39 protein-coding genes and 1 pseudogene are annotated in these 24,666 nt (G+C 46.8%); 5 read left to right on the top strand and 35 right to left on the bottom strand.

Features of this window, described 5'->3' with window-relative positions:
• Window positions 1–116: 116 nt before the first annotated feature.
• The 33 genes from JFC10_RS07880 to JFC10_RS07720 all read right to left on the bottom strand — a co-directional run bounded on the left by JFC10_RS07880 (window position 117) and on the right by JFC10_RS07720 (window position 18,235).
• On the bottom strand, window positions 117–605 hold the full coding sequence (locus tag JFC10_RS07880; RefSeq protein ID WP_198332378.1) for a phage tail terminator protein: 489 nt from the start codon (window positions 603–605) through the stop codon (window positions 117–119).
• Window positions 602–1,021, bottom strand: coding sequence for a phage virion morphogenesis protein (locus tag JFC10_RS07875; RefSeq protein ID WP_198332377.1), 420 nt, complete (start codon window positions 1,019–1,021; stop codon window positions 602–604). Before JFC10_RS07875 ends, JFC10_RS07880 begins: the two co-directional genes overlap by 4 nt.
• Entirely contained in the window at window positions 1,021–1,458 is a 438-nt protein-coding gene (locus tag JFC10_RS07870; RefSeq protein WP_198332376.1) for a DUF1320 domain-containing protein, read from the bottom strand. Before JFC10_RS07870 ends, JFC10_RS07875 begins: the two co-directional genes overlap by 1 nt.
• An 8-nt stretch (window positions 1,459–1,466) precedes the next feature.
• A complete protein-coding gene (locus tag JFC10_RS07865) occupies window positions 1,467–1,691 on the bottom strand; it encodes an Acb2/Tad1 domain-containing protein (protein ID WP_198332375.1) in 225 nt (74 codons plus the stop codon).
• Window positions 1,692–1,759: 68 nt separating this feature from the next.
• The gene (locus JFC10_RS07860) at window positions 1,760–2,752 is read right to left on the bottom strand and encodes a major capsid protein (protein WP_198332374.1); all 993 of its coding nucleotides are present in this window, start codon (window positions 2,750–2,752) and stop codon (window positions 1,760–1,762) included.
• Between the two features lie 63 nt (window positions 2,753–2,815).
• The gene (locus JFC10_RS07855) at window positions 2,816–3,142 is read right to left on the bottom strand and encodes a hypothetical protein (protein ID WP_198332373.1); all 327 of its coding nucleotides are present in this window, start codon (window positions 3,140–3,142) and stop codon (window positions 2,816–2,818) included.
• Window positions 3,143–3,237: 95 nt separating this feature from the next.
• Window positions 3,238–4,230: a hypothetical protein gene (locus JFC10_RS07850; RefSeq protein WP_198332372.1), complete on the bottom strand. Its 993-nt coding sequence runs from the start codon at window positions 4,228–4,230 to the stop codon at window positions 3,238–3,240.
• Window positions 4,231–4,485: 255 nt separating this feature from the next.
• Window positions 4,486–5,763 carry a phage head morphogenesis protein gene (locus JFC10_RS07845; protein ID WP_198332371.1) on the bottom strand — a complete coding sequence of 426 codons (1,278 nt, stop codon included), beginning with the start codon at window positions 5,761–5,763 and terminating at the stop codon, window positions 4,486–4,488.
• The gene (locus JFC10_RS07840; RefSeq protein WP_198332370.1) at window positions 5,763–7,238 is read right to left on the bottom strand and encodes a phage portal protein family protein; all 1,476 of its coding nucleotides are present in this window, start codon (window positions 7,236–7,238) and stop codon (window positions 5,763–5,765) included. Before JFC10_RS07840 ends, JFC10_RS07845 begins: the two co-directional genes overlap by 1 nt.
• Window positions 7,239–7,252: 14 nt before the next feature.
• Window positions 7,253–8,878 carry a phage terminase large subunit gene (terL, locus tag JFC10_RS07835; RefSeq protein WP_198332369.1) on the bottom strand — a complete coding sequence of 542 codons (1,626 nt, stop codon included), beginning with the start codon at window positions 8,876–8,878 and terminating at the stop codon, window positions 7,253–7,255.
• A 244-nt stretch (window positions 8,879–9,122) separates the two neighbouring features.
• Window positions 9,123–9,623 (bottom strand): DUF1804 family protein, encoded by a 501-nt coding sequence (locus JFC10_RS07830; RefSeq protein ID WP_198332368.1) that lies wholly within the window; start codon window positions 9,621–9,623, stop codon window positions 9,123–9,125.
• A 1-nt stretch (window position 9,624) separates the two neighbouring features.
• The gene (locus tag JFC10_RS07825) at window positions 9,625–9,876 is read right to left on the bottom strand and encodes a hypothetical protein (protein ID WP_198332367.1); all 252 of its coding nucleotides are present in this window, start codon (window positions 9,874–9,876) and stop codon (window positions 9,625–9,627) included.
• A 1-nt stretch (window position 9,877) separates the two neighbouring features.
• Complete coding sequence (locus tag JFC10_RS07820) at window positions 9,878–10,162, bottom strand: hypothetical protein (protein ID WP_198332366.1); 285 nt, start codon at window positions 10,160–10,162, stop codon at window positions 9,878–9,880.
• Window positions 10,159–10,380 (bottom strand): TraR/DksA C4-type zinc finger protein, encoded by a 222-nt coding sequence (locus tag JFC10_RS07815; protein WP_198332365.1) that lies wholly within the window; start codon window positions 10,378–10,380, stop codon window positions 10,159–10,161. The genes JFC10_RS07820 and JFC10_RS07815 overlap by 4 nt, the downstream gene beginning before the upstream one ends.
• Window position 10,381: 1 nt before the next feature.
• Entirely contained in the window at window positions 10,382–10,606 is a 225-nt protein-coding gene (locus JFC10_RS07810) for a hypothetical protein (RefSeq protein WP_198332364.1), read from the bottom strand.
• A complete protein-coding gene (locus tag JFC10_RS07805) occupies window positions 10,603–10,833 on the bottom strand; it encodes a DUF7940 domain-containing protein (protein WP_198332363.1) in 231 nt (76 codons plus the stop codon). The genes JFC10_RS07810 and JFC10_RS07805 overlap by 4 nt, the downstream gene beginning before the upstream one ends.
• A gap of 11 nt (window positions 10,834–10,844) precedes the next feature.
• Entirely contained in the window at window positions 10,845–11,309 is a 465-nt protein-coding gene (locus tag JFC10_RS07800) for a hypothetical protein (protein WP_198332362.1), read from the bottom strand.
• Complete coding sequence (locus tag JFC10_RS07795) at window positions 11,309–12,094, bottom strand: N-acetylmuramidase family protein (protein ID WP_198332361.1); 786 nt, start codon at window positions 12,092–12,094, stop codon at window positions 11,309–11,311. Before JFC10_RS07795 ends, JFC10_RS07800 begins: the two co-directional genes overlap by 1 nt.
• A gap of 150 nt (window positions 12,095–12,244) precedes the next feature.
• Window positions 12,245–12,538, bottom strand: coding sequence for an HU family DNA-binding protein (locus JFC10_RS07790; RefSeq protein WP_198332360.1), 294 nt, complete (start codon window positions 12,536–12,538; stop codon window positions 12,245–12,247).
• On the bottom strand, window positions 12,535–12,831 hold the full coding sequence (locus JFC10_RS07785) for a hypothetical protein (RefSeq protein WP_198332359.1): 297 nt from the start codon (window positions 12,829–12,831) through the stop codon (window positions 12,535–12,537). Before JFC10_RS07785 ends, JFC10_RS07790 begins: the two co-directional genes overlap by 4 nt.
• A gap of 23 nt (window positions 12,832–12,854) precedes the next feature.
• Window positions 12,855–13,139 (bottom strand): hypothetical protein, encoded by a 285-nt coding sequence (locus JFC10_RS07780; protein WP_198332358.1) that lies wholly within the window; start codon window positions 13,137–13,139, stop codon window positions 12,855–12,857.
• A gap of 4 nt (window positions 13,140–13,143) precedes the next feature.
• Window positions 13,144–13,326: a hypothetical protein gene (locus JFC10_RS07775; RefSeq protein ID WP_198332357.1), complete on the bottom strand. Its 183-nt coding sequence runs from the start codon at window positions 13,324–13,326 to the stop codon at window positions 13,144–13,146.
• Between the two features lie 10 nt (window positions 13,327–13,336).
• Entirely contained in the window at window positions 13,337–13,549 is a 213-nt protein-coding gene (locus JFC10_RS07770) for a hypothetical protein (protein WP_198332356.1), read from the bottom strand.
• A gap of 168 nt (window positions 13,550–13,717) precedes the next feature.
• Window positions 13,718–14,416 carry a DUF3164 family protein gene (locus JFC10_RS07765; protein WP_198332355.1) on the bottom strand — a complete coding sequence of 233 codons (699 nt, stop codon included), beginning with the start codon at window positions 14,414–14,416 and terminating at the stop codon, window positions 13,718–13,720.
• Window positions 14,409–14,591, bottom strand: coding sequence for a hypothetical protein (locus tag JFC10_RS07760; RefSeq protein WP_198332354.1), 183 nt, complete (start codon window positions 14,589–14,591; stop codon window positions 14,409–14,411). Before JFC10_RS07760 ends, JFC10_RS07765 begins: the two co-directional genes overlap by 8 nt.
• Complete coding sequence (locus tag JFC10_RS07755) at window positions 14,575–14,850, bottom strand: hypothetical protein (RefSeq protein WP_198332353.1); 276 nt, start codon at window positions 14,848–14,850, stop codon at window positions 14,575–14,577. The genes JFC10_RS07760 and JFC10_RS07755 overlap by 17 nt, the downstream gene beginning before the upstream one ends.
• Window positions 14,851–14,852: 2 nt before the next feature.
• Window positions 14,853–15,083 carry a helix-turn-helix domain-containing protein gene (locus tag JFC10_RS07750; RefSeq protein WP_198332352.1) on the bottom strand — a complete coding sequence of 77 codons (231 nt, stop codon included), beginning with the start codon at window positions 15,081–15,083 and terminating at the stop codon, window positions 14,853–14,855.
• Window positions 15,084–15,095: 12 nt separating this feature from the next.
• Window positions 15,096–15,527, bottom strand: coding sequence for a hypothetical protein (locus JFC10_RS07745; protein WP_198332351.1), 432 nt, complete (start codon window positions 15,525–15,527; stop codon window positions 15,096–15,098).
• A 21-nt stretch (window positions 15,528–15,548) separates the two neighbouring features.
• A complete protein-coding gene (locus JFC10_RS07740; protein WP_198332350.1) occupies window positions 15,549–15,995 on the bottom strand; it encodes a Mor transcription activator family protein in 447 nt (148 codons plus the stop codon).
• A 59-nt stretch (window positions 15,996–16,054) separates the two neighbouring features.
• Entirely contained in the window at window positions 16,055–16,516 is a 462-nt protein-coding gene (locus JFC10_RS07735; RefSeq protein ID WP_198332349.1) for a gp16 family protein, read from the bottom strand.
• Window positions 16,506–16,985 carry a hypothetical protein gene (locus JFC10_RS07730; protein ID WP_198332348.1) on the bottom strand — a complete coding sequence of 160 codons (480 nt, stop codon included), beginning with the start codon at window positions 16,983–16,985 and terminating at the stop codon, window positions 16,506–16,508. The genes JFC10_RS07735 and JFC10_RS07730 overlap by 11 nt, the downstream gene beginning before the upstream one ends.
• Window positions 16,978–17,346 (bottom strand): hypothetical protein, encoded by a 369-nt coding sequence (locus tag JFC10_RS07725; RefSeq protein WP_198332347.1) that lies wholly within the window; start codon window positions 17,344–17,346, stop codon window positions 16,978–16,980. Before JFC10_RS07725 ends, JFC10_RS07730 begins: the two co-directional genes overlap by 8 nt.
• 13 nt (window positions 17,347–17,359) lie before the next feature.
• Window positions 17,360–18,235, bottom strand: a complete 876-nt coding sequence (locus JFC10_RS07720) for an AAA family ATPase (RefSeq protein ID WP_198332346.1) — start codon at window positions 18,233–18,235, stop codon at window positions 17,360–17,362.
• Window positions 18,236–18,262: 27 nt separating this feature from the next.
• On the opposite strand from JFC10_RS07720, the gene JFC10_RS07715 reads away from it, so the two are divergent.
• Entirely contained in the window at window positions 18,263–18,523 is a 261-nt protein-coding gene (locus JFC10_RS07715; protein ID WP_198332345.1) for a hypothetical protein, read from the top strand.
• A gap of 18 nt (window positions 18,524–18,541) precedes the next feature.
• Here the strand turns inward: JFC10_RS07715 and JFC10_RS07710 are convergent, their stop codons facing one another.
• Both JFC10_RS07710 and JFC10_RS07705 read right to left on the bottom strand, forming a co-directional pair.
• A complete protein-coding gene (locus JFC10_RS07710) occupies window positions 18,542–20,518 on the bottom strand; it encodes a Mu transposase C-terminal domain-containing protein (RefSeq protein ID WP_198332344.1) in 1,977 nt (658 codons plus the stop codon).
• 29 nt (window positions 20,519–20,547) lie between these two features.
• Window positions 20,548–20,781, bottom strand: a complete 234-nt coding sequence (locus tag JFC10_RS07705) for a helix-turn-helix domain-containing protein (RefSeq protein WP_198332343.1) — start codon at window positions 20,779–20,781, stop codon at window positions 20,548–20,550.
• A 221-nt stretch (window positions 20,782–21,002) separates the two neighbouring features.
• On the opposite strand from JFC10_RS07705, the gene JFC10_RS07700 reads away from it, so the two are divergent.
• The 4 genes and pseudogenes from JFC10_RS07700 (at window position 21,003) to JFC10_RS07685 (ending at window position 24,619) form a co-directional block, all read left to right on the top strand.
• Window positions 21,003–21,692, top strand: a complete 690-nt coding sequence (locus JFC10_RS07700) for an XRE family transcriptional regulator (RefSeq protein ID WP_198332342.1) — start codon at window positions 21,003–21,005, stop codon at window positions 21,690–21,692.
• A gap of 45 nt (window positions 21,693–21,737) precedes the next feature.
• The gene (locus JFC10_RS07695) at window positions 21,738–22,097 is read left to right on the top strand and encodes a hypothetical protein (protein ID WP_198332341.1); all 360 of its coding nucleotides are present in this window, start codon (window positions 21,738–21,740) and stop codon (window positions 22,095–22,097) included.
• A gap of 517 nt (window positions 22,098–22,614) precedes the next feature.
• Window positions 22,615–22,803 (top strand): annotated as a pseudogene (locus JFC10_RS07690) (hypothetical protein); the annotation flags it as partial.
• Window positions 22,804–23,002: 199 nt separating this feature from the next.
• Window positions 23,003–24,619 (top strand): NAD(P)/FAD-dependent oxidoreductase, encoded by a 1,617-nt coding sequence (locus tag JFC10_RS07685; RefSeq protein WP_198332340.1) that lies wholly within the window; start codon window positions 23,003–23,005, stop codon window positions 24,617–24,619.
• Window positions 24,620–24,666: the final 47 nt, after the last annotated feature.

Raw genomic sequence — 24,666 nt, 5'->3', positions numbered from 1 at the left:
GTTAAATTTAGTTTTTGCGCTTGGCTTTGGTGCGTTTGTTGTTCCGTGAATTGTGCGCAATCAGTAGCCAGTGTGCGGGATAGTCCAAAATATTAGATGACCACATAGAATTATCCTTATTTATTGTCTGAAATAATTGCCACCACGGTAGTAAACCGCAGCGGGAAAAAAGCAAAGCCCTCTTCATAGCGGATTGCCAGTGGCTTACGCTGTATAAATGGCTCAGTCGTTAAAGCGCGACCTTGTTTATCAGTAGGATCAAACCCTTGCAAAGCTTTAGCGATTGCAGTGATGGTCTGACCGACGCCATTGGTTGCCGGTTGCGGTGTGACTTGTTGCTTGGTCAATATCACACTAAAGCCAATCTCCATGTTTTGCTCGCGGCCACGGGCATTGTCGCTACCGGGTGTATAACCATCCAATATCACATAGACCGTGCCGTCAGCTGGTATTTGCTTGCGCTTAGCGCTACTGATATCAGCAAAGTCTTGCGCCTCTAGCACTTGAGAGACTTGCGATACCGATTTTAGACGCTCCAGCACGTAGGGATAACAAGCCAAGATATCGGTCTGCCATGCAGGGGCGTTAGGGTCTGTATCAGTCATAGCAAATCTTCCATAAAGTCGTTTAGTAAATCTTGGATATCGAGCACATCTTCTTCTGACAATCCCAAAAACTCACGCTGTGGCACACCCCAGCCCATTTGGTGATACTTACCGTATGGTCTGTCAGTACCAACCTCAGCACTGACAGCAGTAGCATGACCTGTGATAGATCGCATCAAATCGCCACGGTCCACTAAGATGCCACCACGACCTTTTTTTTGCCTAAGGCGCTCAGGCGAGAGTTGTTTCCAGCTCACACCCTCTGAGTCTTGTTTGGTTAAAAACCGCTCACGAGTACTGCCTTCGACCACGGCAGCGATGGCTTGCATCACTGGCGATAAGTCGCCCAAACCTAGCGCAAGTACGCCTAGCTTGTCTGACATCTCACCGAGCTGTGACTCGACATCGATACGCATTACATATCCCAGTACGTAGGTGTAGGGTTTGGCATCACCGTGATACCGCCGCTTGTATTTGGCTGCTCACTAACTGGCCCAGTCAGCATCGTCGGGTCTTTTTTGACCTTATCGAGCCATTTGATAGCAGCGTCATAACGTGTCTGCACAACTTCAAGTATTCCGTTGTCATACAGATTGTAACGAGCAACGTCACAAGTCTTTTTCTTTAGATCGCTTGGTATCTCTGAGCTTGGCAGGTAAACGACATTGCCAATACCAACAACCTTAACCAGCCCAGCAGACAGCAAATAACTTGCGACCTCACTGATAGCATCGTTAATCGCGCCTTGCAGGACGACATCGTCAATCACTGAGTCATGGCGCGGCTGCTCATTGGTGATCTGTATCAGCTCAAACTCACCAAAGCGGTCGATTAGGTCTTGTGATGTAATCATGGTCAGTCCTAAAAACTGTCAGGCTGGGCAATACCGCGTGTCAACCACATAAAGCCAGTTTGCAGCTCAGTTTTGCCGATATTGATTGCGCGTTGGTCTAATCCGCCAGACATCTGTAGCTGCTCAACCAATTCGCCAACTTCTTCAGCCTTAGCTTTGACTTTATTGATAGCAGCAATCTCAGCATCTGTTAGCTGGCGATAGCCTTTAACTTTTGGTTTGTCATCACTCATGATTTTGTCCTAGTTAGAATTTAGGTAAAACATCCTTGACCAGCCGTAGCCAGTCAAGGCGCTTAGATTTAGGTCGCTTTTAGGGTCGCCGATAAATCAGGACGTAGCATGAGCGGCAATGGATTAGATTGCGCCTCTAAATCCCAACCTTTATCATGTGCCAGTTTTTCGCGGCTAGCGTAAATCGCCTCAGCTTTGGTGTTTACCGCAGCAGCAGTGTCAGCAGGGGCAAAGTACTCACGGAACGTTTTGCGCGTGCCTTTAGGGATAATCTCAGCTTCACCAGCCTTGATTTGCAGACCAGACTCAAACACATGGTCATATTGGATAAATTCAATATTCTTATGCTTAAAGCCGACATTGGTATCGCCTTCGCGGTACATCTTGCCTTCTTGGAAGCGCTGATAGATTTCAACTATCGTCTTATGATAAGCAACAGCCTGCATAAACTCAGGCGAGCATAAGACATACCAACCATCAACTGGCTCGCCGCCGCGCTTTTTACTAAGATCAGTAATCGCGTCATCAATCATCTTGCCGACGTTAGAGTTCGCGCCTGATAAGTTCCAAGTGATGGTCTTGCGGGTCATGCCAAAGCGGTCATAAATATCGACTAACGGTGTACCATCAGCATCTAAAATCTTGCCTTTGATAGCGCCCAACATTAAATGCTCGCGGGTGTATTCGATATCAAACTTCATATCAGCGAGCTTGTCATTGACCTTTTCAGCGACAGTAGCCGCCTTGTTATCACTGCCAAACGACTTCACGTTTTGCACATCATCCGCACGCACGATGTCGTGCTTGGGCAAATGCAACATCTCAAAACTATGGCGATTGCCACGAGCGGTAGTAGCCACGGGTGCGCCTGGAGTGCCGCGTGGCACGGCTGGCACTAGCGATAGCACACCGTCATTTGACTCAACCGCGACACTGGTTGCACTTAGATACTCAGGCTTAAAGATGCCTAGGCTACGGATAATGGTTGGAGTAACTGGCAAGCGTTTGATTGCCTCAGTCATTGGGCGTACACCAAAGTGACTTTCATTGGATAAAGGCATAATGCAATCCTTGTTAAATGTAAATGCGGTTTAAATCAAAGTTAAAGGGCTGTCAATCAGCGTTTAAGTGCGTGGCGTGCCGATATATTTGATGCCGTGTGCATCGCCTTGGGTCAGCAGCTCAGCATTGGTTAATGGCACCAAGCTATCGCCATCGGTAAACACCGCATCGATATCCGCTTGCATAATGGGCGCAAGGTTCATGACGCAGTTATGTGGCTGCACCAGTACCTCGCCGTTGACTTCATCGGTCAATGCAAATAGATACTGATCGCGGGCAACATATTTGACAGGCTGACCCGTCTTGGTGCCGACAGGCGCAGGGATAGCGATGCGGTTATTTGGATCAGCTTCACTTTTCAAGATATCGCCAATGGTTAAATCAGGCATGGAGTGCTCCTAGTGGTATTTGATAAGGCTAATAAAGGATTTGCTGTTATTGCGCCAAGCAAGTTACTCAGCGCACGGTAGACATAACCACCAGCTTAGATGTAGTTTTTTGACTCTTGGCCGCGTGCTTCAGCGTTTGCTAACATTGGATTGCTAGATAATTGACGCTCTTGACCGCCGTTACCTTTAGGCTTGTGCTGCTCACTAAGCAGCCATTCTGGCGTACCATCTTGCTTACCAGGCGCACGTAGATCACCAATCATCTCTTTGGCGTCTTCAGGCGAGGCAGACAACAGCATGTTGACCGTCGCTGTGCCGACACCGTTCCACGCTTTGCCATCTTCGGTCTTGGTGAAGCCTGCTTGCGACAGTTGCGCATCGATAGCAGCGGCTTTGGCTTCTTCTTCAGCTTCCGCTTTCTCTTTTTCAAGCTCAGACTTTTCCTCTTTGAGGGTTTTAATCTCTTCCGCTTGGTCTGCTACGAGCTTTTGTAGTGCTGCGATTTCTTCGGGAGTCATGGTGGTTTCCTTGTCAGTATTGGATTGAGTAATTGATGAGTTAGCAATGCCGCCATTGGTGAGTGCAAGTGCGCTTGTTTCCGCATCAACACCGGTTGGCGTGAACGATACTTCTAAGATGCTGCAATTGCGTAAAATAGTGATTGGCCCCGTCACAGTTTGTCCGTTGACGGTTGCAGTATCGTTGTTACCGAGGTAATCAGTACTACTAGCATCAACATGCACTGACATTTGCCATGGGAATCCCGCGTCAGATTCAGCAGCGATTTCGCGTCCAAACTGATTGTCAAGCAGATAGCCAGTCATCATTAATTGATTGTTACTGACATTGAGCGCACCAAATCCACAGCGCTGTGCTCGGTCGTGTAATAGCAATGCTGGAATATTGTCTTTATACGTAAGATCGGATAAGTCAATAACAGCCATATCACCATAGTAATCAAACGGCTTGCCGCTATTGGCGACACCACTAAACTTACGAGGCAACGACTTGTCGGCATCAGCAGGGGCATCAGCGACATTGACTTCAGAGAGCAGGTAGATATTTGGCTTTTTGTGGTCTTTTGGCATAATGACGTCCAGCTAATGAGTAAAATCGCGACAACGTAAAATAAAGAGTGTCGATAAAGTCTCATTATGATGAGCGGCATTAGATATGGTTAGATGATGCGGTTCAGGTAATCACGCATAAAAAGCAAAACGGCTTAAATTTGCGATTTAAGCCGTTTATATAGATATTTGCTGTAATGACGTGATGACGATGTTAAAAGCGCGTGGTCAAGACGTTAAACGGGTGTTAAACGCTATTGCGATTGGGCGTACTGCTTACAATTGCGTCAAGTCGGTAATATTGAGCGTATCTGTCACTTTATCGACCGCCAGTGTCGCCTGATAGCGTTTACCCTTACTGATAAATAGCGCTTGATACCCACCGTCATCGAGCTTGATTAGCTCATCAGCGTTATTGAGCATATCGCGTGTGGTGTGTAGCAGCTCAATGACATCCTCTGCGCTGTTTTTAGCAGCGCGTGTTAGCGCAAGCAGCGTGTCTTCACCCATCCATGCCACATACTTCTTGATATCCATCGTTTCTTGTAGCGTCGAGCTAAGCGTGGCGACAGCCCATTGATGCGACTCTGTTGTGTTGCGAGCGATACCAATCATCTCAGCAGCGCGGCTGTCACTAGCGCGAGCAAACGCATTGATACGAGCGTCAAACGAGGGCGTCGATACATTGGGTGCAAACTTTTTAATCACCGGATTAAAGATAAGCTGCGACATATAATTATCGAGCTGAGCGGTTGCCGCATCCTTTGCCTTAGCTTTATCCGCAGCTGGTACGGCTTTATTACCTTGTATTTTCTCGGCTTGTAGTAGACGAGCAGCAGTGAGGCGGTCATGATTGTGCGCAAAGCTGGGATCAAGTCCAGCAGGGACGCGCATCGTCTCACCTGTGCGTGGGTTTTCGACATCGACCATCTCCAGCTCAAACTCATCACTGATGCCAGCGCGACGTGCTTGCCCCTTAGTCAGCTGCTTGACCCAGCACAGACAGCCATAACCATTTGGCGGCATAATCATCTGCCAGATTGGGTCATCGACAGGACGCACGACGTTGTAATACTGCTTATGCTTATCGCGTTTTTTACCTGCGACAGATGGCATATATTGCAGATACGGCAGACCGCGCTTGGTCTCTTGGATGCGCTGCCATTGTCCAGCCGCATAGCTTGCGTGTAGATTGGTGTGATAGATAGTACGCAGACGACGAGTCGAGCCAAGCTGTACTTTTTTGGCGTCACCCGTCAGCGGATCAACGACCAGCTCTTTGCCCCACCAGCCTTTCGCCATCAGGTACGGCTCCATGCGTTTTTTAAACACATCAAAGTCTGTCGAGTTGGACAGCGCATCAGTCAGTGCAGATTGCACGTCAGCCAGCATATCTTCGTCCATCATCTTAGCGACACTAAACGCCACAGCGTGCTCACGCGCAAGCACATCCATGTAGTGATAACGCGGCATCAACGTCTTACCGTCAAAGCTTGCTAGCGCTTGGACGTTAGTCAGCTCATCAGGGTTTAAAAACTCCTTGGGTACTGGCATCAGTCAGTCACTCCATTGTCGTTTGCAAGCCCTTCGATATAACTGCCGACACACTGCGACATCAGATCATCTATCAATCCACCATCTGGCAACGTCATCTCACTTAACCGTCGCTCAAACTCGCTATAGCTCTCACAGCCATCCAGTACCGACAGCAGCGCCTCAACTTTGGGCTGCATGATAGCGCGGTCATGGTCGATATCATCATCTGTGGTCGGCTCAGTGATATTGTCTGGTAGCCCATTGCTCAATTGCAGTTGCAGCGCCCGCACTTGCTGCGACAGCTGTGCGATAGGTGCTGGCACAGCAGACTCAACCATCTCAAATTCAGACTCTTCGTAGCCGACATTGAGCAGGCGCTGCTTGGTCAGTCGCACTTGCCCAGTACTGGTATATTTGATATCGCGGTCAGCTTCTTCGACGTTAAAGGCTTTAACCTTTGGGTATTCAAACCAAATGCCTTGTGGTGCTGTGATCGGCAAGCCCCATGCTTGATTGACGGTGATAATGGCATCGATGGCGTGCTGGATACCCTTCGTCATTAGCCCCAGATAAGACATGACGCGGTCTTGCCGTGCGACATCATCAGCCTCTTGTGCTGAGCGTGAGCCTGATGTCAGCTCACTGGTCTTGACACGTCCGAGCAGCAGCTTTTGAATGCGGCGGTTTGCCAAGCGCTCAAACAGCTCAAACGCTGCGCCATCGCCAGATAATTGATGCAGCTCAATCTTGTCATCTTTACCGATACCGGCAGCACCACCATTGATAAAGCTAAATATCTTGCTGGTAAAGTCACCAAGCGTCGTACCAAAGCCACTGTCAGAGCCTTGAGTACCGACGACATACGGCTGAGAGTAGCGAGCGATAAACTGCCCAGCGTATGCCCATTCACGTTTGCGCAGAGCAACCGCAGGATAGGCACGGACAATCATCATTTCACCAGCAGGACGCGCAGGCACAGCCTTGCTCGTCAGTACCAGGTACTTGATGTCTTGATTGATCGCGACACTCTCATCCTCAGTTTTTAGCATTACCGAGCCATCACGCATGGGCGTATAATTGTCTAGCTCACCGTCTTTTGACAGTAGTCTATCGATACTTAAAAAACCGTCTGGCTCTTTTTTATAGACATATTCGCCGACACAGTAGCCGTTAAACATCGCCAATACGGCGACCCCAGCAATGTCATTATAAATTCGTCTAAACATTCGATAGAGTCGATTGATTAAGTCCTCATCGACATCATCACCCCAGATACGCCATGCAGCAGCATTGATAGCGCCTTCGATATCAGCGCGGCAACTAAGCACCTCATCGTCTGCCATGACTGCATCCAGCAGCTCTTGTCGGCTTTTACCGGTCTCTGCGAGCAATTGGTCAGCACTGACTGCATCCGCACCCTCTAGCGCACTATCGACGGCGACCAGCAGTGTCTTTTGGTCAACCTTCTGCTTTTTGGTTTTTGATCCAAACATGATTTATCCTTAGCTTAATAGTAGTACAGGCTTGGCTGTGGCACTTCCCATGCAGCCATCGGCGTATTGCTCGCTTTGGCAAAACTGGTCGCAAGTTTCCAGACCATTTCCAATCCATCAGGCCCGTCATCGTTTTCGTGTTTTGGAAAGTGGGTAAAATGCGCAATCAGCGTCTTTTGTTTGTGGTGCAATAAAATAAGACCGTTTGCCATATGCGGCTGCAATGCAATAATGCGCAGCCCTTTATCACCATGTGGATGTACAGGGATAGCAGGCACATGAATGCCTTGCTGTGCTGAACGCTTAACCAGTTCAGTCCGTAAAAACTCTTGGAATGCCACCGATTCAACCGCCCAGCCCAATATTTGCGGATATTCTTTTTGATACTTGATGACGTCAGATATAATCTTGTCGGGTGTGCGGCGCTGGATGTCAGCAACGACGGTGTAAAGCTTGCCATTTAATCGATCATAACCACCAACGATGATTGCGGACGGGTCGCCTTTTTTGCGCGTCTTGCTTTTTTTACCAAGTGACGGATCAACAGCCGCAAAGTAAATAAGTCCAGCAGGCAACTCGCGCCAGTAGTTGATAGAGTCGCTAAATGGCGAATCTTCACCCGCAGCAGGGTCGTTCTGTAGCTCGCTGTCAAAGTTACCATGACCATCACGAGTACGGATAATCATGAGAGCAAGCAGTGGTCTTGCCGCCCAAGACACTTTGGCACCCTTATCCATCTTGCGCTTATGTTTTTGATAAAACGCGACGGCAGCAGCTTCGCCTTCATCGTGATAAATGGCTTCCCATTCATCCCACAGCGCCATATTGTCAGGCCACTCAAGCAGCGCTTTGAATACCCGCGTCGTCCAACCTTTGTTCTTCAGTATGCGATTGAGCACGCTATCGTGATGCAGTATCGTACCGATATATACGACATCCATCTTTTCGCCAGCAGCGGCAAGCTTTAGCGGTGTACGTAATAGCCACTTATACAGCTTGTCGCGCTGCTCTGGGCTTTCGACGTTTTCATCGTTTTCTAGGTCATCGAGCAGCACAAGGTCGGGACGATACGCACCATAAACCCAACCACGCATCTTTTTACGTGCACCGGCACACTGTATCTTGATGCTGTTGGCAGTATGGATGGTGTAAGACTGCCAAATACGACCAGCACCATGCACCTTTGGAAAGTCGGTTTTGATGCGCGGATTGACTTCAAGCTCAGTCTTGATGGCTTGCAAAAACTCAGCCGACTGGTCAAGGCTGTCACTGATAATGGCAATGTAGTTTTTCTGATTGGTGACGACGCAATACAAAGCAAACAGTCGCGTGACGATAGTTGATTTCGCCTCACCACGCGGCGCAGCCAATGCGTCAAGCTCTGAGCGCTCAGACGATAATATTTGCGGTAAGCGAGCAAACAGGTATTTATGCAAATAGGATTGGTCTGGGTTTCGCGTATAGTGCGGAAAATAATGCGTCACAAAGTACTCAAAGCCCGTCACCTTGTCGTTGACCTTGGCGACGCGCTCTTTGATGACAGCAGGATCATTGTCCCAGTCATTGCAATGCGCATCGATATCCGCTTGCAGCGCACGGGCAATATCCTTGAGACGATCAGCAAACTCTTTGTTTTTCATTTTATCTCGCACACGTCGTTAGCATAATGATAAATAACCAGAGACAAGCCCATGATAGCTTGCGACTGATAACCTCTAGGCGCTCAAGCAACTTGATTTCAAAGTCGGTCACGGAAAGCCCAATCAGCATTTTTATCATGCAATTTTTCAGCTGTTTCGACCGGCATAAACATAAGCATTGGATGCACAATCACGTTATGTACAAATTCTTTGCAATACTGCTTAAAACCTCTTTTAAACTTCATCACTTCAATTCCTTCTCAATCAATCGACCAAACGGCTCTAGCACACTCATAAACTCAATCAGCAGCTCAGGCTTATGCTCTTGAATATATTTTGCCAGCATCTCAAGCACTTGTAGCGCGATAGCGAGCTTGGACGTTTCAGGTAGCAGCTTGCGACTTGAGGCGACAGTTTTATTGTAGGCGTCGGCAAGGCTGGTCAGCATCTCGACACGTTGTCCTGGTCCGATATCATCAGCGGCTTTGATAGACTCCATCGTGGCTTTAAACTGGATAATGAAGTCAGTCAGTATCTGCCGTGATATATCCTCCAAGTCTCCACCCGCCATGCTATGCGCAGTTTTAACTTTATCCCAATCATCACCTGCATCAGCCGCGACGTTTTTCCAGCGCTGCGCCGTTGGATAGCTCACCTCAGTCATGACCGCAGCCATGGCTAGCGACAGGCCTTCAAAGATATATTTTTTGCGTAGATCATCTTTTGTCGCTTGCGAATGCGCCATCTCAGCCTCCAAACTTAGCTTTGATAAGCTCTATGCCGACGCTGACGACAGTACCGCCAACGCCGCCGGTAAAAGCCCCAGCCATTGCTCCCGCCATCGTGGCGCGTTTACTGATATTGGTCTCTAGCGTGTCAAACTGCTGCATCATCGTCTGATTCTGCGTTTTGATATCGCCCAGTAGCTGTATGACCTCATCAGGTGCTTGAGTGGCATCAGGCGCGGGCTTATTAAAGTGCTGTTGCTGGTTTGGCATATTACTTGTCCGCCTTCTTGTCCATTTTGTCACCCAAGCGCGTGACATCGGTTTTAATTTCACGCAGCATGTCGAGGATTTGCGTATTGTCGTGACGCGACTCAGATTTACTTTGATAGTCGCGATAGACCTCGGCTTTTAGCGCGGCGACATCTGCCGCAACGTCATCTATCTGACTGCCGTTTTTATCTTGGATTTGACTGATAGAGCTGACCCAGCGCCAAAACACGGTGGATACCAATGTCACTACCGTTGCGAGTGCAAACATAATTAACGTGTCAGTCATCGTCTACGCTCCCATGCTTCATGCTCGTTTTGACAAGGGATGCAGCGAGTGGCTGATGGCATGTATTGCTTGCGCTGCTCACCGATAGGCTTGTCGCACTCGATGCAATCCGTGACATCATTAGCAGTCATTGCTTGCGTTTTAAGACGCGCCGCTGCCAATGCTGCATCCAGATTGCGCTGCGCTTGTTTGTTGGCTTTATCGATGAGATCGTCCATGCTATAACTCGTCTACCAATGCTTTAGTTTTTTGCAGATGTAATTGCAGCTCTTTAAGCAGTTTTAACGTCTTAAGATTGTGCTGACCCAGCTTGCGCACTGCTGTGGTGGTGGCAGGCTTAAGCGTGTGATGATAATTCGTCTGCATCAAGTACTCCGCTTCTTCATCAGCAAAGTCTTCATCTGTTAAATCAACAATCTGTATTGCAATATCTTCAATGCTCATGACCACTCCTTGTTTTTTGATTGACTGACAAAGCGTAGGATTAACCCTGCAACCGCGACGAGTGCGATCACATGCTTTTGGTTTTCTTCGGGTAGCAGCATCAGCAGCTCAGGTGGCAATGGCGTAGTAGCGAGAAACACCACCAACACAAACGCCCAATTACTGAGCCATTTCCAGCCTTGCTGCCAGTTTTCTACGAGTTTGATTTTCATTTTTGCCTCACTCATTGCAACCGCCATCATCTTGCGTCTTGCAAGAGTCTGATGTCGTTGACGTGTCCATCAGCTGCTTTTGCCAACGCTGTAATTGATCCGCTACACTCTTTGAGTAGCTGTCCTGTGGTAGCGGCGTACTGAGCACGATAGGCGGCGTCGGTTTCGGCATTGGCGGCGAGTCGGTCGATAGTCTGTGACAGCCGCTCATTAGCAGTATTAGCGCTAACAATGGCGCTAGCATTAGCCGCTTCACGCTTTTTATGATCGTTGATTGCTGTGATGGTTTGGTCATACTGTTGTTGCTCCAGTTTGCGTGCTTGTACTTCATAAGCCGCTTTTGCTGTCGTCAGTTGTAGCGCGTGCTCGGTCTTTAAGTGCTCAATGTCAGCGCGGCTTTGACCGTATAACCCAATGAGAGCAATAACAGCTATAGTCAGTGCTGCGATGGTGATTTCGCGTATATACTTGAGTGCCAGTAGCGGATTCATCACCAACCCTCACGCTTAGCCTTGGCATAGGCAGTAGACATTTTGTTATCGTAGTCATTGCGCTGATAGTCTTTGCCGTTATAACCCTTAGCAAACGCAGCCCAGTCATGCTTACGCAATGCAACATCAAGCCCCATCACTTTGATATAACGACAGACCGCATCAAGCTGCGCGCCCTCTGACGTATACATGTGCTCAATAAAATCACGGATTGACTCATAACCCAGCTTTTTCCAATTAAAGCCCATGACCTGACCAAAGCCCCATGATGCTGCCTCATGCGCGGCGTCCCAGTTCAGCGTTGCTGCAATTTCAAGCTTTTCGTACTGCGGTCGCACGTTATACTCGCCGCTGCTTTTATTACAGATATCAGGATATTTTTCGACCATCTCATCGCGTTTGGCAAACCAATGGCGTTCGGTTAATGCGTCATAAAACTTGTGACGCTCAAATAAGATGACGGGTGTACCATCTGCATAAAACCCACCTTTTGGCGACTCGACATCATTGAGCGCCTTGATAGCAGCAGGGTCAACATTGATACGCTTGGCAGCGCTGATAATCTCATTGCGCGTGGCTTTTGGCGGGTTCTTATGAGGGATAAGCAGCACAGGAAAAGACGCCAAGCCCATACTAATGAGTACTGCCATAAGGCGGTCAGGCGGCGTGCGCTCAAGCAATTCTTTAGCGCCATCGACATTCAATTGTGTCAGCTTGCGATCTGGCACTTGTGAGCGAAACCAATCAAAAAATTGGGTGTCATCGGGTAGCGTGTTAACTGTCATCACAATCTCATATCAATAATTGATGTAAGCCCATTATGATGATGGTGAGATAGAGCGGTTAGATGATGCGGTTCAGGTAGACATTAAAAAACCCGCTATCGGCGAGTGCTGATAGCGGGTTGGATTATTTAAACGCCATTTAAAGACTCATTAAGGGCGAAATTCATACGGTGTATTGACCATTTCTTTCATGCCTTTACCTGCCACAAAGCTCACACGATGCTTGGCTGGCACTTCAATCTCATCACCTGTTTTTGGATTGCGAGCGATACGTGCTGGCTGCGGACGCGCTTTAAACGTGCCAAATCCGACCAGCGTTACCATTTCACCACTAGCAAGTGCTTCTGTCACATTTGATTGAAACGCATTGAGAGCAGCAGTCGCAGCGACTTGCGTGATACCAGCGCTAGTAGCCATAGCTTTGATTAATTGTTGCTTATTCATGATACTTTCCTTGTTGTTTCTGATAGTTGATGGATGGTTTTTTCACGATGCCAAGCTTTAAGATACGCCGCCAAATCTGCGTTTTTTAATTGCATCAGCTTTTTGTATCTGACCTCACTCAGATAGACGCTACAATCACCTTGTCTTGAAGCAGGTCTACAAATAACGATATGACGGGTTGCACGCTCAAAGCGGACGATGATGCCGTGTTCATTGAGGCGACTGTTTAGCACTTTGACATATCTTTTGATGCGTCGTGGTGCTGCGTTTGGATCATGCTGTTGTCGTTTCATTACTTACATTCTCCAGTGCATGTTCAATTAAAGTCATCTAATGCAACTGGCTGTTTGCATGTCGGACATACGTAAACCACGATACCTTTAGTATGAAAAATACCATCTATAAACGAATATTCAGACTCTTCAGTTAACAAAGCTGGTTCAGCGCCAACGTGTCCATTTTCACAAACATAATGCTCATTTGAGCCTTCGTAACCAGCCTGATAATTCAAAGAGGTTACTGCGAAATCTTCGCGCTTGAGGCTTAAATCTGAAACTCTTGGAGTCACTTTAAAGCTATCCACATTAAGTTCAAATCTCATAATCCTATCCTTTTGATTTTGGTTGTTTATACTCTGGAAACTCTTCATAAAAAGCATCAGCAGCGGTTTTGCCTTCATAAAATGGCTCACACCAAGACTCTTTACCCCAAATGCTTTCACCGTGTGCCGTACCAAGCCGTTTTAGTTCATGCCAGTACATATCAAGGTCTAGCGCTTCATGTGTCATTAAAATCCCCTCACACAATCTGTTTGATGTCGGCAGGCACTTCTTGATACTTATCGCCTTGGCGATACTCCAAGCACTTGCCGCCTTTAGACAGCCGACAGGCGCGGTTATAGATGCCAGTCAAATGGGCGCAGGTACTTTTGATGACCCATTTTTCAGTATCGATATCCATCGCGGTGATACCGGCGGGATTTGGTGAAAAAATAACGGTTTTTATGCTCATTTAAGACCTCCAATCAACATCAAAACCAAAGCCGTCGCAAGACATACTATTAAGCCTTTTTGCCAAACTGGATCATTGCCCCTAAACTGAATCAACAAAATACTAATCAGCGTACCAACAAAACCTATAACTACTAACCAGTCATTTACTGAATACTCCATACCCACCTCACACGTTACTAAAATCAAGTGAGATTTGATGATAAGCACCTTGCTCATCACGCTCATAGAATCTGATATATTCCTTGGTATCAGTCACTTGGATAGCGTCACTGATGGCATCCATTGCGCGATCCCATTTCGTGTCATCCATATCTAAGCTACGCAGGCTCAATACTCGATGGGTGCTGATTTTTCCTTCTTTATCGACTTGGAACGCTTGATTAATAATGGCTTTGATATTGTCATTGCTGTCTTTCGTCCAGTCAGTCAGACATTCATCGATGAGCTGCTTGGCGACTTGTAGACGCTCATCAAAGACGATGTTTTCAGAGACAGCGAGCTGTACCTTGAATTTACCGTCATAGCTGATAAGCGTGGTATTGCCTTTTTTGCCGCCCAGTTGCACCTCATACTCTTGGGCAGACAACGCGACAAAGTCGTTAAAGCTGGCAAAGATACGGCGCTTGGCACGCTGCATATCTTCACGCAGCATCTTGGCGACCTTAATCATGCCGCGTACTTCCTCGTCACGCAGCTTATCGACTGGCTTTACTTTGTCAGCAGGGATTAGATGGCCTTTGGCGTTTTGCATATAGCCTTCAGGCACGACAGGCGCAGTAGCAGTAGCGCTAGCAATTGCATCTACTAGACGGTCAGAGCCTTTAGCAACAGGGGCTGTGGTGGTGGCTTGATTTTGATTACTCATGGTTAGATTCCTTACGTTCGTAGATAATAGCGACTGTTTTTTGGTTTGATTTAGGGCGTGGCGTTACTTTGATGGTTACTTCTTTATAATCTTCGATATCTGATAGCCAGCTCATACCTTCTTTGAAAGCATCGGCATAGCTGCCCTCGCTGAGCACCTCAATTCTTGCTTGCATTTTCTACTTCCTTATTTTCGACCATTTGGCGCGTAACTTGGTTGACCAACCTTTCAGTCGTAAAGCGAACAGGCTCCATGACTGACTGACGATGTGCATCAGACTGCGCATCAATAAGCTCTTGAGCTGACTCCATAATTTCGCCTACCAAGTTAGGGGCAAGTCTTACGACCGTACGTACCAAAATTTCGTACTGGATACCGTCACACATTTCTTTCCAGTCAGCATCGTTGTTAGCTTTATACTCTTTGGTTTTCATGATTACCTTCCTTCCAATTGATGCTCTGGTAATAAATAGAGCCATTTCTCTTTGATCGTGTCGTGATAGTAGCGGCGTCGGGTTATCAACCCTTTTTTCTGTAGTAGACGCAGCCGCTTAATCGCAAGCGCTTCTGTCGTGTTTAGCTCGATGGCGACATCAGAGGGGAATGCCGGTGCTTGCTTTAGCAGATCAAGCAATTGCACCGCCGCCGCACGTAGCTTCTTAGCCATGGCACATCTCCCTCAAAGCATCATGAGCAGCATCCAGCCACCCAATATCAGCAGCAATCCCAGCAGCATCACGACAATCATATTAAAGACATACATCTGACTCATCTGATGCTGGAGCGTTGCGATATCAGTCTCAGTCGTCGCCTCAAACTCTGGATAGCGAGCGAGCATGTTTGCTTGATATTGCTTTTTGAGATAGTCATCGACAGTTGGGCGCTCAGGCTTGGGCATGGCAGGCGTACCAGCGCGAGTCTGAGCAGACCAGTCATAGTCGCGCAGCTCATCAGCCATGGCTTGGTCGTCAGGACTCAGCACAGGACAGTCGATTTGATCGCGCAGCTTATTCATGCCGTGGCGGTAGTCATCACGCGTCGGCAAAGGCATTGGTATCGTTACGCTAGTAGGCTTCATCGTTGTTTTATTCGTCATTGCAGTCATCATCATCACCATTTCATTAAGTTAAAATTAGTTAAATAAATCGAGCTGGTAGATAGCAGCTTCAGCAGCCAAGACCTTATAAGCCCAGCGCTCAGTAAAGCCGTATTGCGATGCCAAGCGATGTATCACCGCCGTTTGCACCTCGCCACCAGCCACCGCCAGCGTCACCGCTTGTCTAAATTCTGTATTACGCAATTGGATAAACGCAGCATGGCAGCAGGGGATATAGATCAGCTCACCGCCATAGTTTTTCGTGAGCGTCAGCGCAGCATCGTTGCCGACCGCATTGATAAGCGCCTCAAAGTACTTGCTTTCGCGTTGACCGCTTGGCATTGCAAACTTGATACCGCCAAACGCTTCAACCAGTTTCAATGTCGCTTTATAGCCAATCAAATCACTGATATTGACGATGATGTCAGGCAGCAATTCAGGCTTTAACTCATCGACTAGCGCATCTATCATTTGATCGTTCATCTATATCCCCAAAAACATTAAAAGTTCATCAATTTGCGTTCATTTGCGATTTTTTGCGTTCATTTCGGCTCTGGTACCGCTTTTTTGCGTTCATTTGAGGCCGCTTTCTTTGCTGCTTTTTTAGCCTCACGCTGCTGATGCACGCTCAGCGCTTGCGTCAGCTTGTACAGTTGCGAGTCATTGAGCCATTGCAGACGCTTGATGCCGAACATCTTGTCTGCCATGCCGTGTGCGTAGTTCCAATGCAGCCCCATATCGGTCAGCATGGCGTGGATTTTGCCCATTAGTGGCTCACGCTTGCCGACGACTGAAGGCTTTTTGCCATGTTTTGGCGCAGCTTTTGGCTTAAATCCGCTCTTTTCCATGTCTTTCACCACGTCTTGCAGCTGGGCGATGGTCATATCTTTGCAGCTACGCTTACCAGTCACACGCCACAGCACATCGCGGTAAGTGTCATCGTCCAAATGCAGGTCTTTTTTGGCGATATGAATCTTTGCCATGAGGATTTTTTTAGTGCTCATTGGGTGTCTCCAATTCTTGCTTTGTTAGCAACTTTTTCCATGCGCAAACTGCTGCTACATGAGCGTCTCTAACTTCTTTGCAGTCATCAACAAATAGCGTCGTGACGTATTGACCTTCCATAACTTCTGAACCGTGGCAGTTAGCATATTGACTTTCAAAATGCAGCTCATTGAGACGATTTGCAGTGCGTATAGCCGCTTCTTTACTAAGAGCGCCGACCTTAATGCTTTTGAATTTGGCGGTGATAGGTGTTTCTTTCTTATGATGCAGTCGCCATTCTTCATAAGTTCTAGCAATAATCGTTTGGGTGGCGACTTCATAATCCATCAACAAACTGCTGTCGCATTTGCAGATATAACTACCTAAAAAACAGTCGCGATCTACTTCCAACGGATGTATCGATTCGAACTCAATTTCGCGCTTACACTGAGGGCATACCGATTCACAGATTTGCAGTTGCTTACTCACAATCGTTCTCCTCAATCACTTCCACGCTATCGCAAACGGTGTTTAAGTGGCGCAAGGCTTGACCGACACTGGCAAAGTCAGCGTGGCGTATCATCTCAATCGCTTTCTTCTTCTTGCTGTACGGGCTTTTCTTGACATACATAAACCGCTGTCTATAAAACTTAATTTCAGCGTGATCTTCAGGATGTACAAACCACTTGCCTTTAAAGCTACCGTTCACATACAGTTGCGTTCTGAGTTTTCGCTTAATCAAACTGTCTTGCAGCGATATCCTGTAGCCATCACACATCAAGCGAATCGTGACATACTCCGTAGGCTTATCTGTCAACGCCTTAATCTGTTCTTTACTTAACTTTGACATCTCAAACTCCTTTTTAGTCAATCAACCGGTCGGCAAACTGGTCGATCATGTCTTTATTGACCGGCGCTTTATTCAGCACTGCCATACGATTGATACCGCGCAGCAGCTTGTTTAAACGTCGTGCATTCCCTTGTGACACCTTGTTTAATGTCTCGTTAAACTCAGCCGTACCCAGTGCCGACTCGCAGAACATCGCAATATCTTCGACAGGCAGACGCATCTTCAGGTCATGCACCATGCCGATACGGCTATAGATTTGCTTATACTGTCCACGCGCACCGCGTAGGTTGGCACGTAGGCGCGGCATACCAGCAAGCACGATACCGATACCAGCTTTGTCATGGATGCGGCGCAGTATCTCAAGCGAGTTCAGTGTCAACAGCTCAGCCTCATCGATGATAAGTAAGCGGTCAGAGCCTTTTAATTTCTCAATCACAGCGGTCATCATCGCGTGGTTATTACGTCCAGCCGTTACGCCTAGGGCATTGCAGATTTCAGCCAATAGCACTTTAGAGCTAAACGTCGGATCAACTTCCAGCATCACCACGTTGCTATTGCGGGCGGCATACTCTTTTAGCGCCATCGTCTTACCCAGACCTGCCTCACCGATGATGAGCTGCATATCATTCATCGCGTGAGCAAACATACAGCTCTGCATGGTGCGGTGTGCCATTGGCGTTTCGATAAAGGCGTTCGATAAGTCAGTTGACTTACTTTTTTGACGCTCGACCAACTCAACGACAGCCTTATCGATGCTTTCGACATCGCCTTTGTACTTGCCTTGCAGGTACTGGTTAATCGTTGCAGGCGATTTGCCCAACTGCGCGGCAACTTGTGACTGGCTAAGGGTGGTGGCTTCAATGTGTTGCTTTAATAGTGATATACTCATTTTTTGAACTTCCTATATAGGTGTATGATGAATAACTTTGACGATCTAAATTTGGCAGTTAAAACACTGAGTCATCAGGTCGATATGCAAGAACTTTTCTTGACGCGCTTAGTCGGTACGCTAATCAAAAGCGACACAATCCAACCAAGCGACATCAATCAAATACTACATACCCTAAAGTCTGACTTTCCTTGCCCACCAGAGGGCATGACTCACGAACGCACCGCCTTAGACCATCTATGCAAAACCATTTCTTCTGAGCTACCAGTGCTTCAAGCAAAGCCCTAGCAACCAACCATCAAATACTTATTTTTTATTAACCGTTTTGACATCGATCTCAAACATCGCATATTCTTGCTTGGCGACCGTCTCAACAGTCTTGCCGCTGAATAGCTCATGTAGTACATCCGACTTCTCATAATCCAAAGTGGTTGTGGTTTGAGCCTTGATACGCGCAATGTCTTTTTCTTTACGCTTGATTTGTGCCGCTCGGCGTTTATCATCTGCACGTTCGATAAAGTCCTTGGTAAATGCAGGCTGCGCGTTACCACCGAGCAATGCCTCACAGATATAATGACCTTCCATATCGCGCACGATGACGGTGCTTGGGTCGTGCTGATCGACATAGACCATGACGTCTTTACCAGAGTGAAACTCAAGCTGCTCATGGGCATAAAACGATTTCTCCCACTGCACTTGACCGCGCTGTACCACACGTTTGAACGAAGGACGGAACAAGTCACGCGCATCATCGCTACTTAGCATCACCATCGCATCAGCATCCATCAAAGCCAGTAGCTGCTCGCGCTTCTTGGCGGGCGTTGTACCGATGGCAGAGTGAATACGATGATGGTTATAGTCATCGACCTGATACTCAACCTCAGCGATCAAGTCACTCCACGATGGCAATATTTTCCGCCCTCTCTTTTGGATAGGCGTGAGCTTGTCCTCACTGGTTTTATCAGTCACCGCATTGTTGTACGTGTTTAGCGAGTACAAGCGCTTGCGCACCGTTTCTTTATCCGCATCTTTGCCGTAATAGGTCTCAAACGCTTGAGCGATACGCTTTGGCACACCTTTCATTGGACGTTCAATAATGCCGCGACCCTGAGCATTACCTGGTATACCAGTCGCGTGATGCACGCCGAGCCTTGCAAACACACCCGTTACATCCGTATCAAACGTCTGGTTCTTTTGACCAGAGCCGTTATCGCTATAGTAAATAGCAGGGATGCCATGACTTTCCATAGCGTGACGCAGCGCATCACCGACTGCGATTTGACTTTCAGAGTAGGACAGCGACCAACCCACGATCATCCGACTAGGCGCATCCATAATCATCGTAAACTCAGGAGTAAATGCCTGGCCGTTCAACGGATGTGCAATTCGGCATTTCAGACTGTGCCCATCGCCGACCCATATATCATTGGTTTGTATAAAGCCAGCATTCCAATCACGGGTCACATAAGCGCGTAGTCCGCGCATTGCAGAGCCAGTCAAACGATGAGTCTCGCGCACCCACACTGGCAGCTTAGCCAAAGCACGGCGCACCGCATCATAGTGAGGGACAGCGTCAACGCCATGCTTGTCTGCATACACTTTGCTAAACTTATAATGCGCCTCGGACATAGACAGACCATTAGCGGTGCAATAAAAGCTCATAAACTCAGGCAGCCATTCAATATTGGTCGGCTCAATCACAGGCTGACCCTGCTTTTGTGGCGCAAGTGCCGCAAGGCGCTCGGTTGGCGTACTGCATTTATCCGCAGCGATGCACCATTGATGCAGCGCACGCTTACCAACGCCAGTTTTACCGCGAGCCTTGGCAAGCGCTGTGACGCAGACCGCGTTATAGTCGGTCATATCATCGACAGGCAGCGCCTCATCACGGCTCAGAGCGACCACTTCATCCAGCGCCTTATTGCGACTGCCCAGCGCTGCTTCATATTGACCGACCAACAATGTCATACGCAGACGAGCATCAGCAGTAGCACGCTGAGTATCATCCAGTTTCGATATATCACGGTTAGCGATGATCGCCACTTGACGAGCCGCATCAGTAGACTGCTTCGGCATCAAAGCCTTGTAAGCCTTCGATTTAATCTCTGCTTGTGCGTCAGCAGGTAAACTTTCAAACGCATATTCCAAACCGCCACCACGACCAACTCGTTTTCGGGTTGACCAATTATCTTTTTTTGCCCATCTAATGACATTCGACTTAGAATTTGGTAAACTTTTCAAATTCAAATCGGCTATTTCCTGTGCTGTATAGTAATCTTTCATATTAATAACCGTTTTTCCGATTGATGCTTTTATACATCATAGCGAGTAGGCCAAATATCCTTAGGTTCAACGCCAATAGCTTTAGCAATAATCTTTTCGGCTTTAGGATAAGGACGATACAAAGCATTGCGTAAACCGTTACGGGAATAACCGTTTGCTGCTGACAATGCTGATAAATTAGTACCTTTTTCTTTTAACGCAGCGCTTATATAGGCTTGGTGCCAGTCGCATGGCACTTTTTTTACCGCTTCGTTTGTGTGCATTTAGTCACCTCATTTGCTTATTGAATTTACATATTAACCGTTTTACTTGTACCTGTAAACCGTTTTATAAAGTAAAACAGAAAGAAAAATGGTTCTATTTGCTTAAAATCTTGTAACCCGTTGTATTTTAAAACAATTTTTCTATCTGTTCTATAAACAGAATTATAGTTATTATAGAACAGATCATCGAATTAAACTGTTTTATGGTTGAGGTGATTATTATGAATAGAAAACAGATAGGAATCAGATTAAGGGAGGCTAGAGAGAACGCTTCTTTATCAAGAGATGCCGTTACAGCCAACCCTGACATAGCAGTTAGTCGCACGACGTTACAGCAATGGGAGAACGGAGGCACAGAAGCGTCACTGGAAACGCTTGAGAAGCTATCCAAGCTATACAACGTTACGCCTCAGTACCTGATATTTGGCGATACAAGCCACGTATCAGCGCCGTCAGCCCAAGCCAGTGACACAGTTGACGACGAATACGCCTACATCCCAGCCTATGACATAGAAGTCAGTGCAGGTAATGGCGCGGTTTGTCTGGGTGACGCCACAGCCACCAAGCATCTCGCATTTCGCAAGCACTGGTTAATGGCTCGCGGTCTCAACGCCAAATCCTTAGCGGCGTTGTTCACCAAAGGCGACTCCATGACGCCCACCATCCCAGAGAGCGCAGTAGTAGTGATTAATCGCGAGCACACCCAACCCTTAGACGGCAAGGTCTACGTCATTCGCATAGAGGACAGGCATTACGTCAAGCGCATCCAGTGGCTCATTGGCGGCGGTCTACGCCTCATCAGTGATAACAAGTTCTATGATCCGCTAGACATCACCAAAGCCGATATGGAAGCCACAGACATCGAAGTCTGCGGTCAAGTCATCCACGCAAGCTATGACCTACCTGATTAGTGGTGCTATACTGAGTTAAAATAATCACTACAAGGCTTGCAGGATATGGACTCACAAATAACGCAGCGTGGATTTGAGCTACTTACCTTCACAGACTCGTCAGGCTACAAATGCTCCCTCCAAAAGAGCAGTAGCGCTATGGATGATAAGGTTTGGCTGGGTACAGATGACGCAAATCCTCAAATAATGACAGCAAATGAAGGGTGGCAGCCACTAAACGCCCCTGAAAACACCCTTTTTAATACTCGAATGCACTTAACACGTCAACAAGTCAGCGACTTACTGCCATATCTGACAAGGTTTGCAGAGACTGGCGACCTATCTGACGGGTGTGAGCACCATGCTCCTATTAGTATCGACTTATCCAATGCTAAAATCATACCTAGCACTGTGACCGTCAAATAGCACCCACAAAAAAGGGCAACCATCACGGCTGCCCTTAATCATTCTTTAAACATCGTTTAAACGCCTATCAAACTATCCTCACTTATGCACAATTAAACACCGCAATCATATCAATATTAATCATTCCTGCTCAAAATCTATTCGTGCATAACCCGACTCGCCAAATATGCTTAACCCTTGATATCATTAGCCTAGTGGTTGATAATACAGGCACATCTTCTTCACTATCACTATGCACAACTAATCACTGCCCCACATTATTGCACAAAGCGCCTCTTACTTATGAAAGCTTTATCTTCAGCGACCACCTCGATCTATCACCTGACTAGCATTTATGTTGTCTGCACGGTGTATGACTGGATTACCTTCAGTAGCATTGAAATCCTTAATAGCTGAACTACCAAAACTAGGATTATCCGAATTTACATTATTTTCTATACGTTGAGCATCTATTTCTGCTGTGGAAGCTGCATTATTTGTTGTTACTTTAGGCTTTGCTGCTTGAGAATTAGTGACCTCTGATCTGGTGTATCACCAATACTATAAAACAAGATTTTTAGCGATCAACGATATCATTGGGCATATCGAGCTTGATTATAATGAGGAGCGATCAGCAAAGCACTGCTTTGCAGCGCCGCAAGACAAGAGCTATGCTCGTAGTGGGACTAGAATTAAAAAAGGTTTGGGTTATAAGGCACCAAGATAAGTGTGGTCTAACTTTTACCATTAGGCTGCTTAACTAAAGTCTCCCAAGTTTGACTGTACGGATTTGACGGCAAGTGTCATTTTCAAACTACAGTACAAATCCGTAAATTTACCCTTCGCAAGTAAAATATTTATTCGCTTATTTGTATCAGTACCAGTAAAATGCGAGACTGTTTTCTATACTAGTTTATGAGTAACCAATGATACGTTTAACTGAAATTAAATTGCCATTAAATCATGCACCTGAAGATCTAACGACTGCTATAACGACAAAACTTAAAATTTCTGCTGAGCAAATGGCGTCATTTGTGATGTTTAAACGTGGTTATGATGCTCGTAATAAAAGAAATATCCAATTAATTTATACGCTAGACATCACACTTACCGACTCGGATTTAACCAATGATTTACTGGTTCAATTTAAGTCAGACAACCATGTTAAGGCAACACCAGATACCAGCTACAAATATATTGGCCAAGCGCCAGAGGATTTAACTGAGCGTCCTGTTGTTATTGGTTTTGGACCTTGTGGTTTATTAGCAGCACTTACGCTGGCTCAAATGGGTTTTAAACCTATTATCATTGAACGCGGTAATGAAGTCAGACAACGCACCAAAGATACCTTTGGCTTTTGGCGTCAGCGTAAATTAAACACAGAATCAAACGTACAATTCGGTGAAGGCGGAGCGGGTACTTTTTCCGACGGCAAATTATATAGCCAAGTGAAAGATCCCAATCATTACGGCCGTAAAGTAATGACAGAGTTTGTAAAAGCTGGCGCACCAGATGAGATTTTATTTGTTAGTAAACCGCACATAGGTACTTATAAGTTAGTCACCATGGTAGAAAAAATGCGTGCCGAGATCATAGCGCTTGGTGGGGAAGTCCGTTTTGCTACTCGCGTAGATGACTTGCATATCACTGACTCAAAAGTAACTGGCGTGACACTTAATAGTGGTGAAACCTTAAAAACTAGCCATGTTGTTCTTGCTGTTGGTCATAGCGCCCGTGACACCTTCCAAATGATCCATGATAAAGGTGTGTATGTTGAAGCAAAGCCTTTCTCAATTGGCTTTAGGATTGAACATAAACAGTCAACCATAGACCAAGCACGCTTTGGTGACAATGCTGGAAATGAGATACTTGGCGCTGCGGATTACAAACTGGTGCATCATTGTAAAAATGGTCGTTCCGTCTATAGCTTTTGTATGTGTCCAGGCGGGACCGTGGTTGCCGCAGCATCAGAAGAAGGCCGTGTTGTCACTAACGGCATGAGCCAATATTCAAGAAACGAGCGTAACGCTAACAGTGCTATTGTTGTAGGCATCGATCCAGAGCGAGATTACCCAAATCACCCTCTTGCTGGTATCGACTTACAAAGACAACTAGAAACCTTAGCGTTTGAATTAGGCGGCAAAGACTACAGTGCACCAGCGCAAACCATTGGCGATTTCTTAAAAGGTAAACCAAATTCAGAATTAGGTGATGTTAACCCGTCTTACACACCGGGCATTACCTTAACCGACTTAAGTAAAGCACTACCCGATTTTGCCGTGGATGCCATACGTGAAGCCATTCCAGCATTTAATAAAAAAATCCAAGGATTCTCATCTGACGACGGTTTACTAACTGGCGTAGAAACCAGAACATCGTCACCAATAAGTATTAAACGCAATAAAGAATTCCAAAGCATTAACACCAAAGGCTTATTCCCTGCAGGCGAAGGCGCTGGCTACGCAGGTGGCATATTATCAGCAGGGATTGATGGCATTAAAGTAGCCGAAGCTGTGGCGAAATCGATGTTGAACATAGAGTAAGAGCGGATTTGGGCAAACCCCAATATTAAACCTCTTACCTAGATAAA

The organism is Psychrobacter aquimaris, from assembly GCF_016107525.1.
Classification (GTDB): Bacteria; Pseudomonadota; Gammaproteobacteria; order Pseudomonadales; family Moraxellaceae; genus Psychrobacter; species Psychrobacter aquimaris.
The sequence above is the reverse complement of the archived record's forward strand: the minus strand, read 5'-3'. Positions and strand labels throughout refer to the sequence as shown.

Excerpts from the sequence above, each read along its gene's own strand:
- JFC10_RS07880 (WP_198332378.1), bottom strand. The coding sequence starts at position 605 with ATGACTGATACAGACCCTAACGCCCCTGCATGGCAGACCGATATCTTG.
- JFC10_RS07875 (WP_198332377.1), bottom strand. The coding sequence starts at position 1,021 with ATGCGTATCGATGTCGAGTCACAGCTCGGTGAGATGTCAGACAAGCTA.
- JFC10_RS07870 (WP_198332376.1), bottom strand. The coding sequence starts at position 1,458 with ATGATTACATCACAAGACCTAATCGACCGCTTTGGTGAGTTTGAGCTG.
- JFC10_RS07865 (WP_198332375.1), bottom strand. The coding sequence starts at position 1,691 with ATGAGTGATGACAAACCAAAAGTTAAAGGCTATCGCCAGCTAACAGAT.
- JFC10_RS07860 (WP_198332374.1), bottom strand. The coding sequence starts at position 2,752 with ATGCCTTTATCCAATGAAAGTCACTTTGGTGTACGCCCAATGACTGAG.
- JFC10_RS07855 (WP_198332373.1), bottom strand. The coding sequence starts at position 3,142 with ATGCCTGATTTAACCATTGGCGATATCTTGAAAAGTGAAGCTGATCCA.
- JFC10_RS07850 (WP_198332372.1), bottom strand. The coding sequence starts at position 4,230 with ATGCCAAAAGACCACAAAAAGCCAAATATCTACCTGCTCTCTGAAGTC.
- JFC10_RS07845 (WP_198332371.1), bottom strand. The coding sequence starts at position 5,763 with ATGCCAGTACCCAAGGAGTTTTTAAACCCTGATGAGCTGACTAACGTC.
- JFC10_RS07840 (WP_198332370.1), bottom strand. The coding sequence starts at position 7,238 with ATGTTTGGATCAAAAACCAAAAAGCAGAAGGTTGACCAAAAGACACTG.
- terL (WP_198332369.1), bottom strand. The coding sequence starts at position 8,878 with ATGAAAAACAAAGAGTTTGCTGATCGTCTCAAGGATATTGCCCGTGCG.
- JFC10_RS07830 (WP_198332368.1), bottom strand. The coding sequence starts at position 9,623 with ATGGCGCATTCGCAAGCGACAAAAGATGATCTACGCAAAAAATATATC.
- JFC10_RS07825 (WP_198332367.1), bottom strand. The coding sequence starts at position 9,876 with ATGCCAAACCAGCAACAGCACTTTAATAAGCCCGCGCCTGATGCCACT.
- JFC10_RS07820 (WP_198332366.1), bottom strand. The coding sequence starts at position 10,162 with ATGACTGACACGTTAATTATGTTTGCACTCGCAACGGTAGTGACATTG.
- JFC10_RS07815 (WP_198332365.1), bottom strand. The coding sequence starts at position 10,380 with ATGGACGATCTCATCGATAAAGCCAACAAACAAGCGCAGCGCAATCTG.
- JFC10_RS07810 (WP_198332364.1), bottom strand. The coding sequence starts at position 10,606 with ATGAGCATTGAAGATATTGCAATACAGATTGTTGATTTAACAGATGAA.
- JFC10_RS07805 (WP_198332363.1), bottom strand. The coding sequence starts at position 10,833 with ATGAGTGAGGCAAAAATGAAAATCAAACTCGTAGAAAACTGGCAGCAA.
- JFC10_RS07800 (WP_198332362.1), bottom strand. The coding sequence starts at position 11,309 with ATGAATCCGCTACTGGCACTCAAGTATATACGCGAAATCACCATCGCA.
- JFC10_RS07795 (WP_198332361.1), bottom strand. The coding sequence starts at position 12,094 with ATGACAGTTAACACGCTACCCGATGACACCCAATTTTTTGATTGGTTT.
- JFC10_RS07790 (WP_198332360.1), bottom strand. The coding sequence starts at position 12,538 with ATGAATAAGCAACAATTAATCAAAGCTATGGCTACTAGCGCTGGTATC.
- JFC10_RS07785 (WP_198332359.1), bottom strand. The coding sequence starts at position 12,831 with ATGAAACGACAACAGCATGATCCAAACGCAGCACCACGACGCATCAAA.
- JFC10_RS07780 (WP_198332358.1), bottom strand. The coding sequence starts at position 13,139 with ATGAGATTTGAACTTAATGTGGATAGCTTTAAAGTGACTCCAAGAGTT.
- JFC10_RS07775 (WP_198332357.1), bottom strand. The coding sequence starts at position 13,326 with ATGACACATGAAGCGCTAGACCTTGATATGTACTGGCATGAACTAAAA.
- JFC10_RS07770 (WP_198332356.1), bottom strand. The coding sequence starts at position 13,549 with ATGAGCATAAAAACCGTTATTTTTTCACCAAATCCCGCCGGTATCACC.
- JFC10_RS07765 (WP_198332355.1), bottom strand. The coding sequence starts at position 14,416 with ATGAGTAATCAAAATCAAGCCACCACCACAGCCCCTGTTGCTAAAGGC.
- JFC10_RS07760 (WP_198332354.1), bottom strand. The coding sequence starts at position 14,591 with ATGCAAGCAAGAATTGAGGTGCTCAGCGAGGGCAGCTATGCCGATGCT.
- JFC10_RS07755 (WP_198332353.1), bottom strand. The coding sequence starts at position 14,850 with ATGAAAACCAAAGAGTATAAAGCTAACAACGATGCTGACTGGAAAGAA.
- JFC10_RS07750 (WP_198332352.1), bottom strand. The coding sequence starts at position 15,083 with ATGGCTAAGAAGCTACGTGCGGCGGCGGTGCAATTGCTTGATCTGCTA.
- JFC10_RS07745 (WP_198332351.1), bottom strand. The coding sequence starts at position 15,527 with ATGATGATGACTGCAATGACGAATAAAACAACGATGAAGCCTACTAGC.
- JFC10_RS07740 (WP_198332350.1), bottom strand. The coding sequence starts at position 15,995 with ATGAACGATCAAATGATAGATGCGCTAGTCGATGAGTTAAAGCCTGAA.
- JFC10_RS07735 (WP_198332349.1), bottom strand. The coding sequence starts at position 16,516 with ATGAGCACTAAAAAAATCCTCATGGCAAAGATTCATATCGCCAAAAAA.
- JFC10_RS07725 (WP_198332347.1), bottom strand. The coding sequence starts at position 17,346 with ATGTCAAAGTTAAGTAAAGAACAGATTAAGGCGTTGACAGATAAGCCT.
- JFC10_RS07720 (WP_198332346.1), bottom strand. The coding sequence starts at position 18,235 with ATGAGTATATCACTATTAAAGCAACACATTGAAGCCACCACCCTTAGC.
- JFC10_RS07715 (WP_198332345.1), top strand. The coding sequence starts at position 18,263 with ATGAATAACTTTGACGATCTAAATTTGGCAGTTAAAACACTGAGTCAT.
- JFC10_RS07710 (WP_198332344.1), bottom strand. The coding sequence starts at position 20,518 with ATGAAAGATTACTATACAGCACAGGAAATAGCCGATTTGAATTTGAAA.
- JFC10_RS07705 (WP_198332343.1), bottom strand. The coding sequence starts at position 20,781 with ATGCACACAAACGAAGCGGTAAAAAAAGTGCCATGCGACTGGCACCAA.
- JFC10_RS07700 (WP_198332342.1), top strand. The coding sequence starts at position 21,003 with ATGAATAGAAAACAGATAGGAATCAGATTAAGGGAGGCTAGAGAGAAC.
- JFC10_RS07695 (WP_198332341.1), top strand. The coding sequence starts at position 21,738 with ATGGACTCACAAATAACGCAGCGTGGATTTGAGCTACTTACCTTCACA.
- JFC10_RS07685 (WP_198332340.1), top strand. The coding sequence starts at position 23,003 with ATGATACGTTTAACTGAAATTAAATTGCCATTAAATCATGCACCTGAA.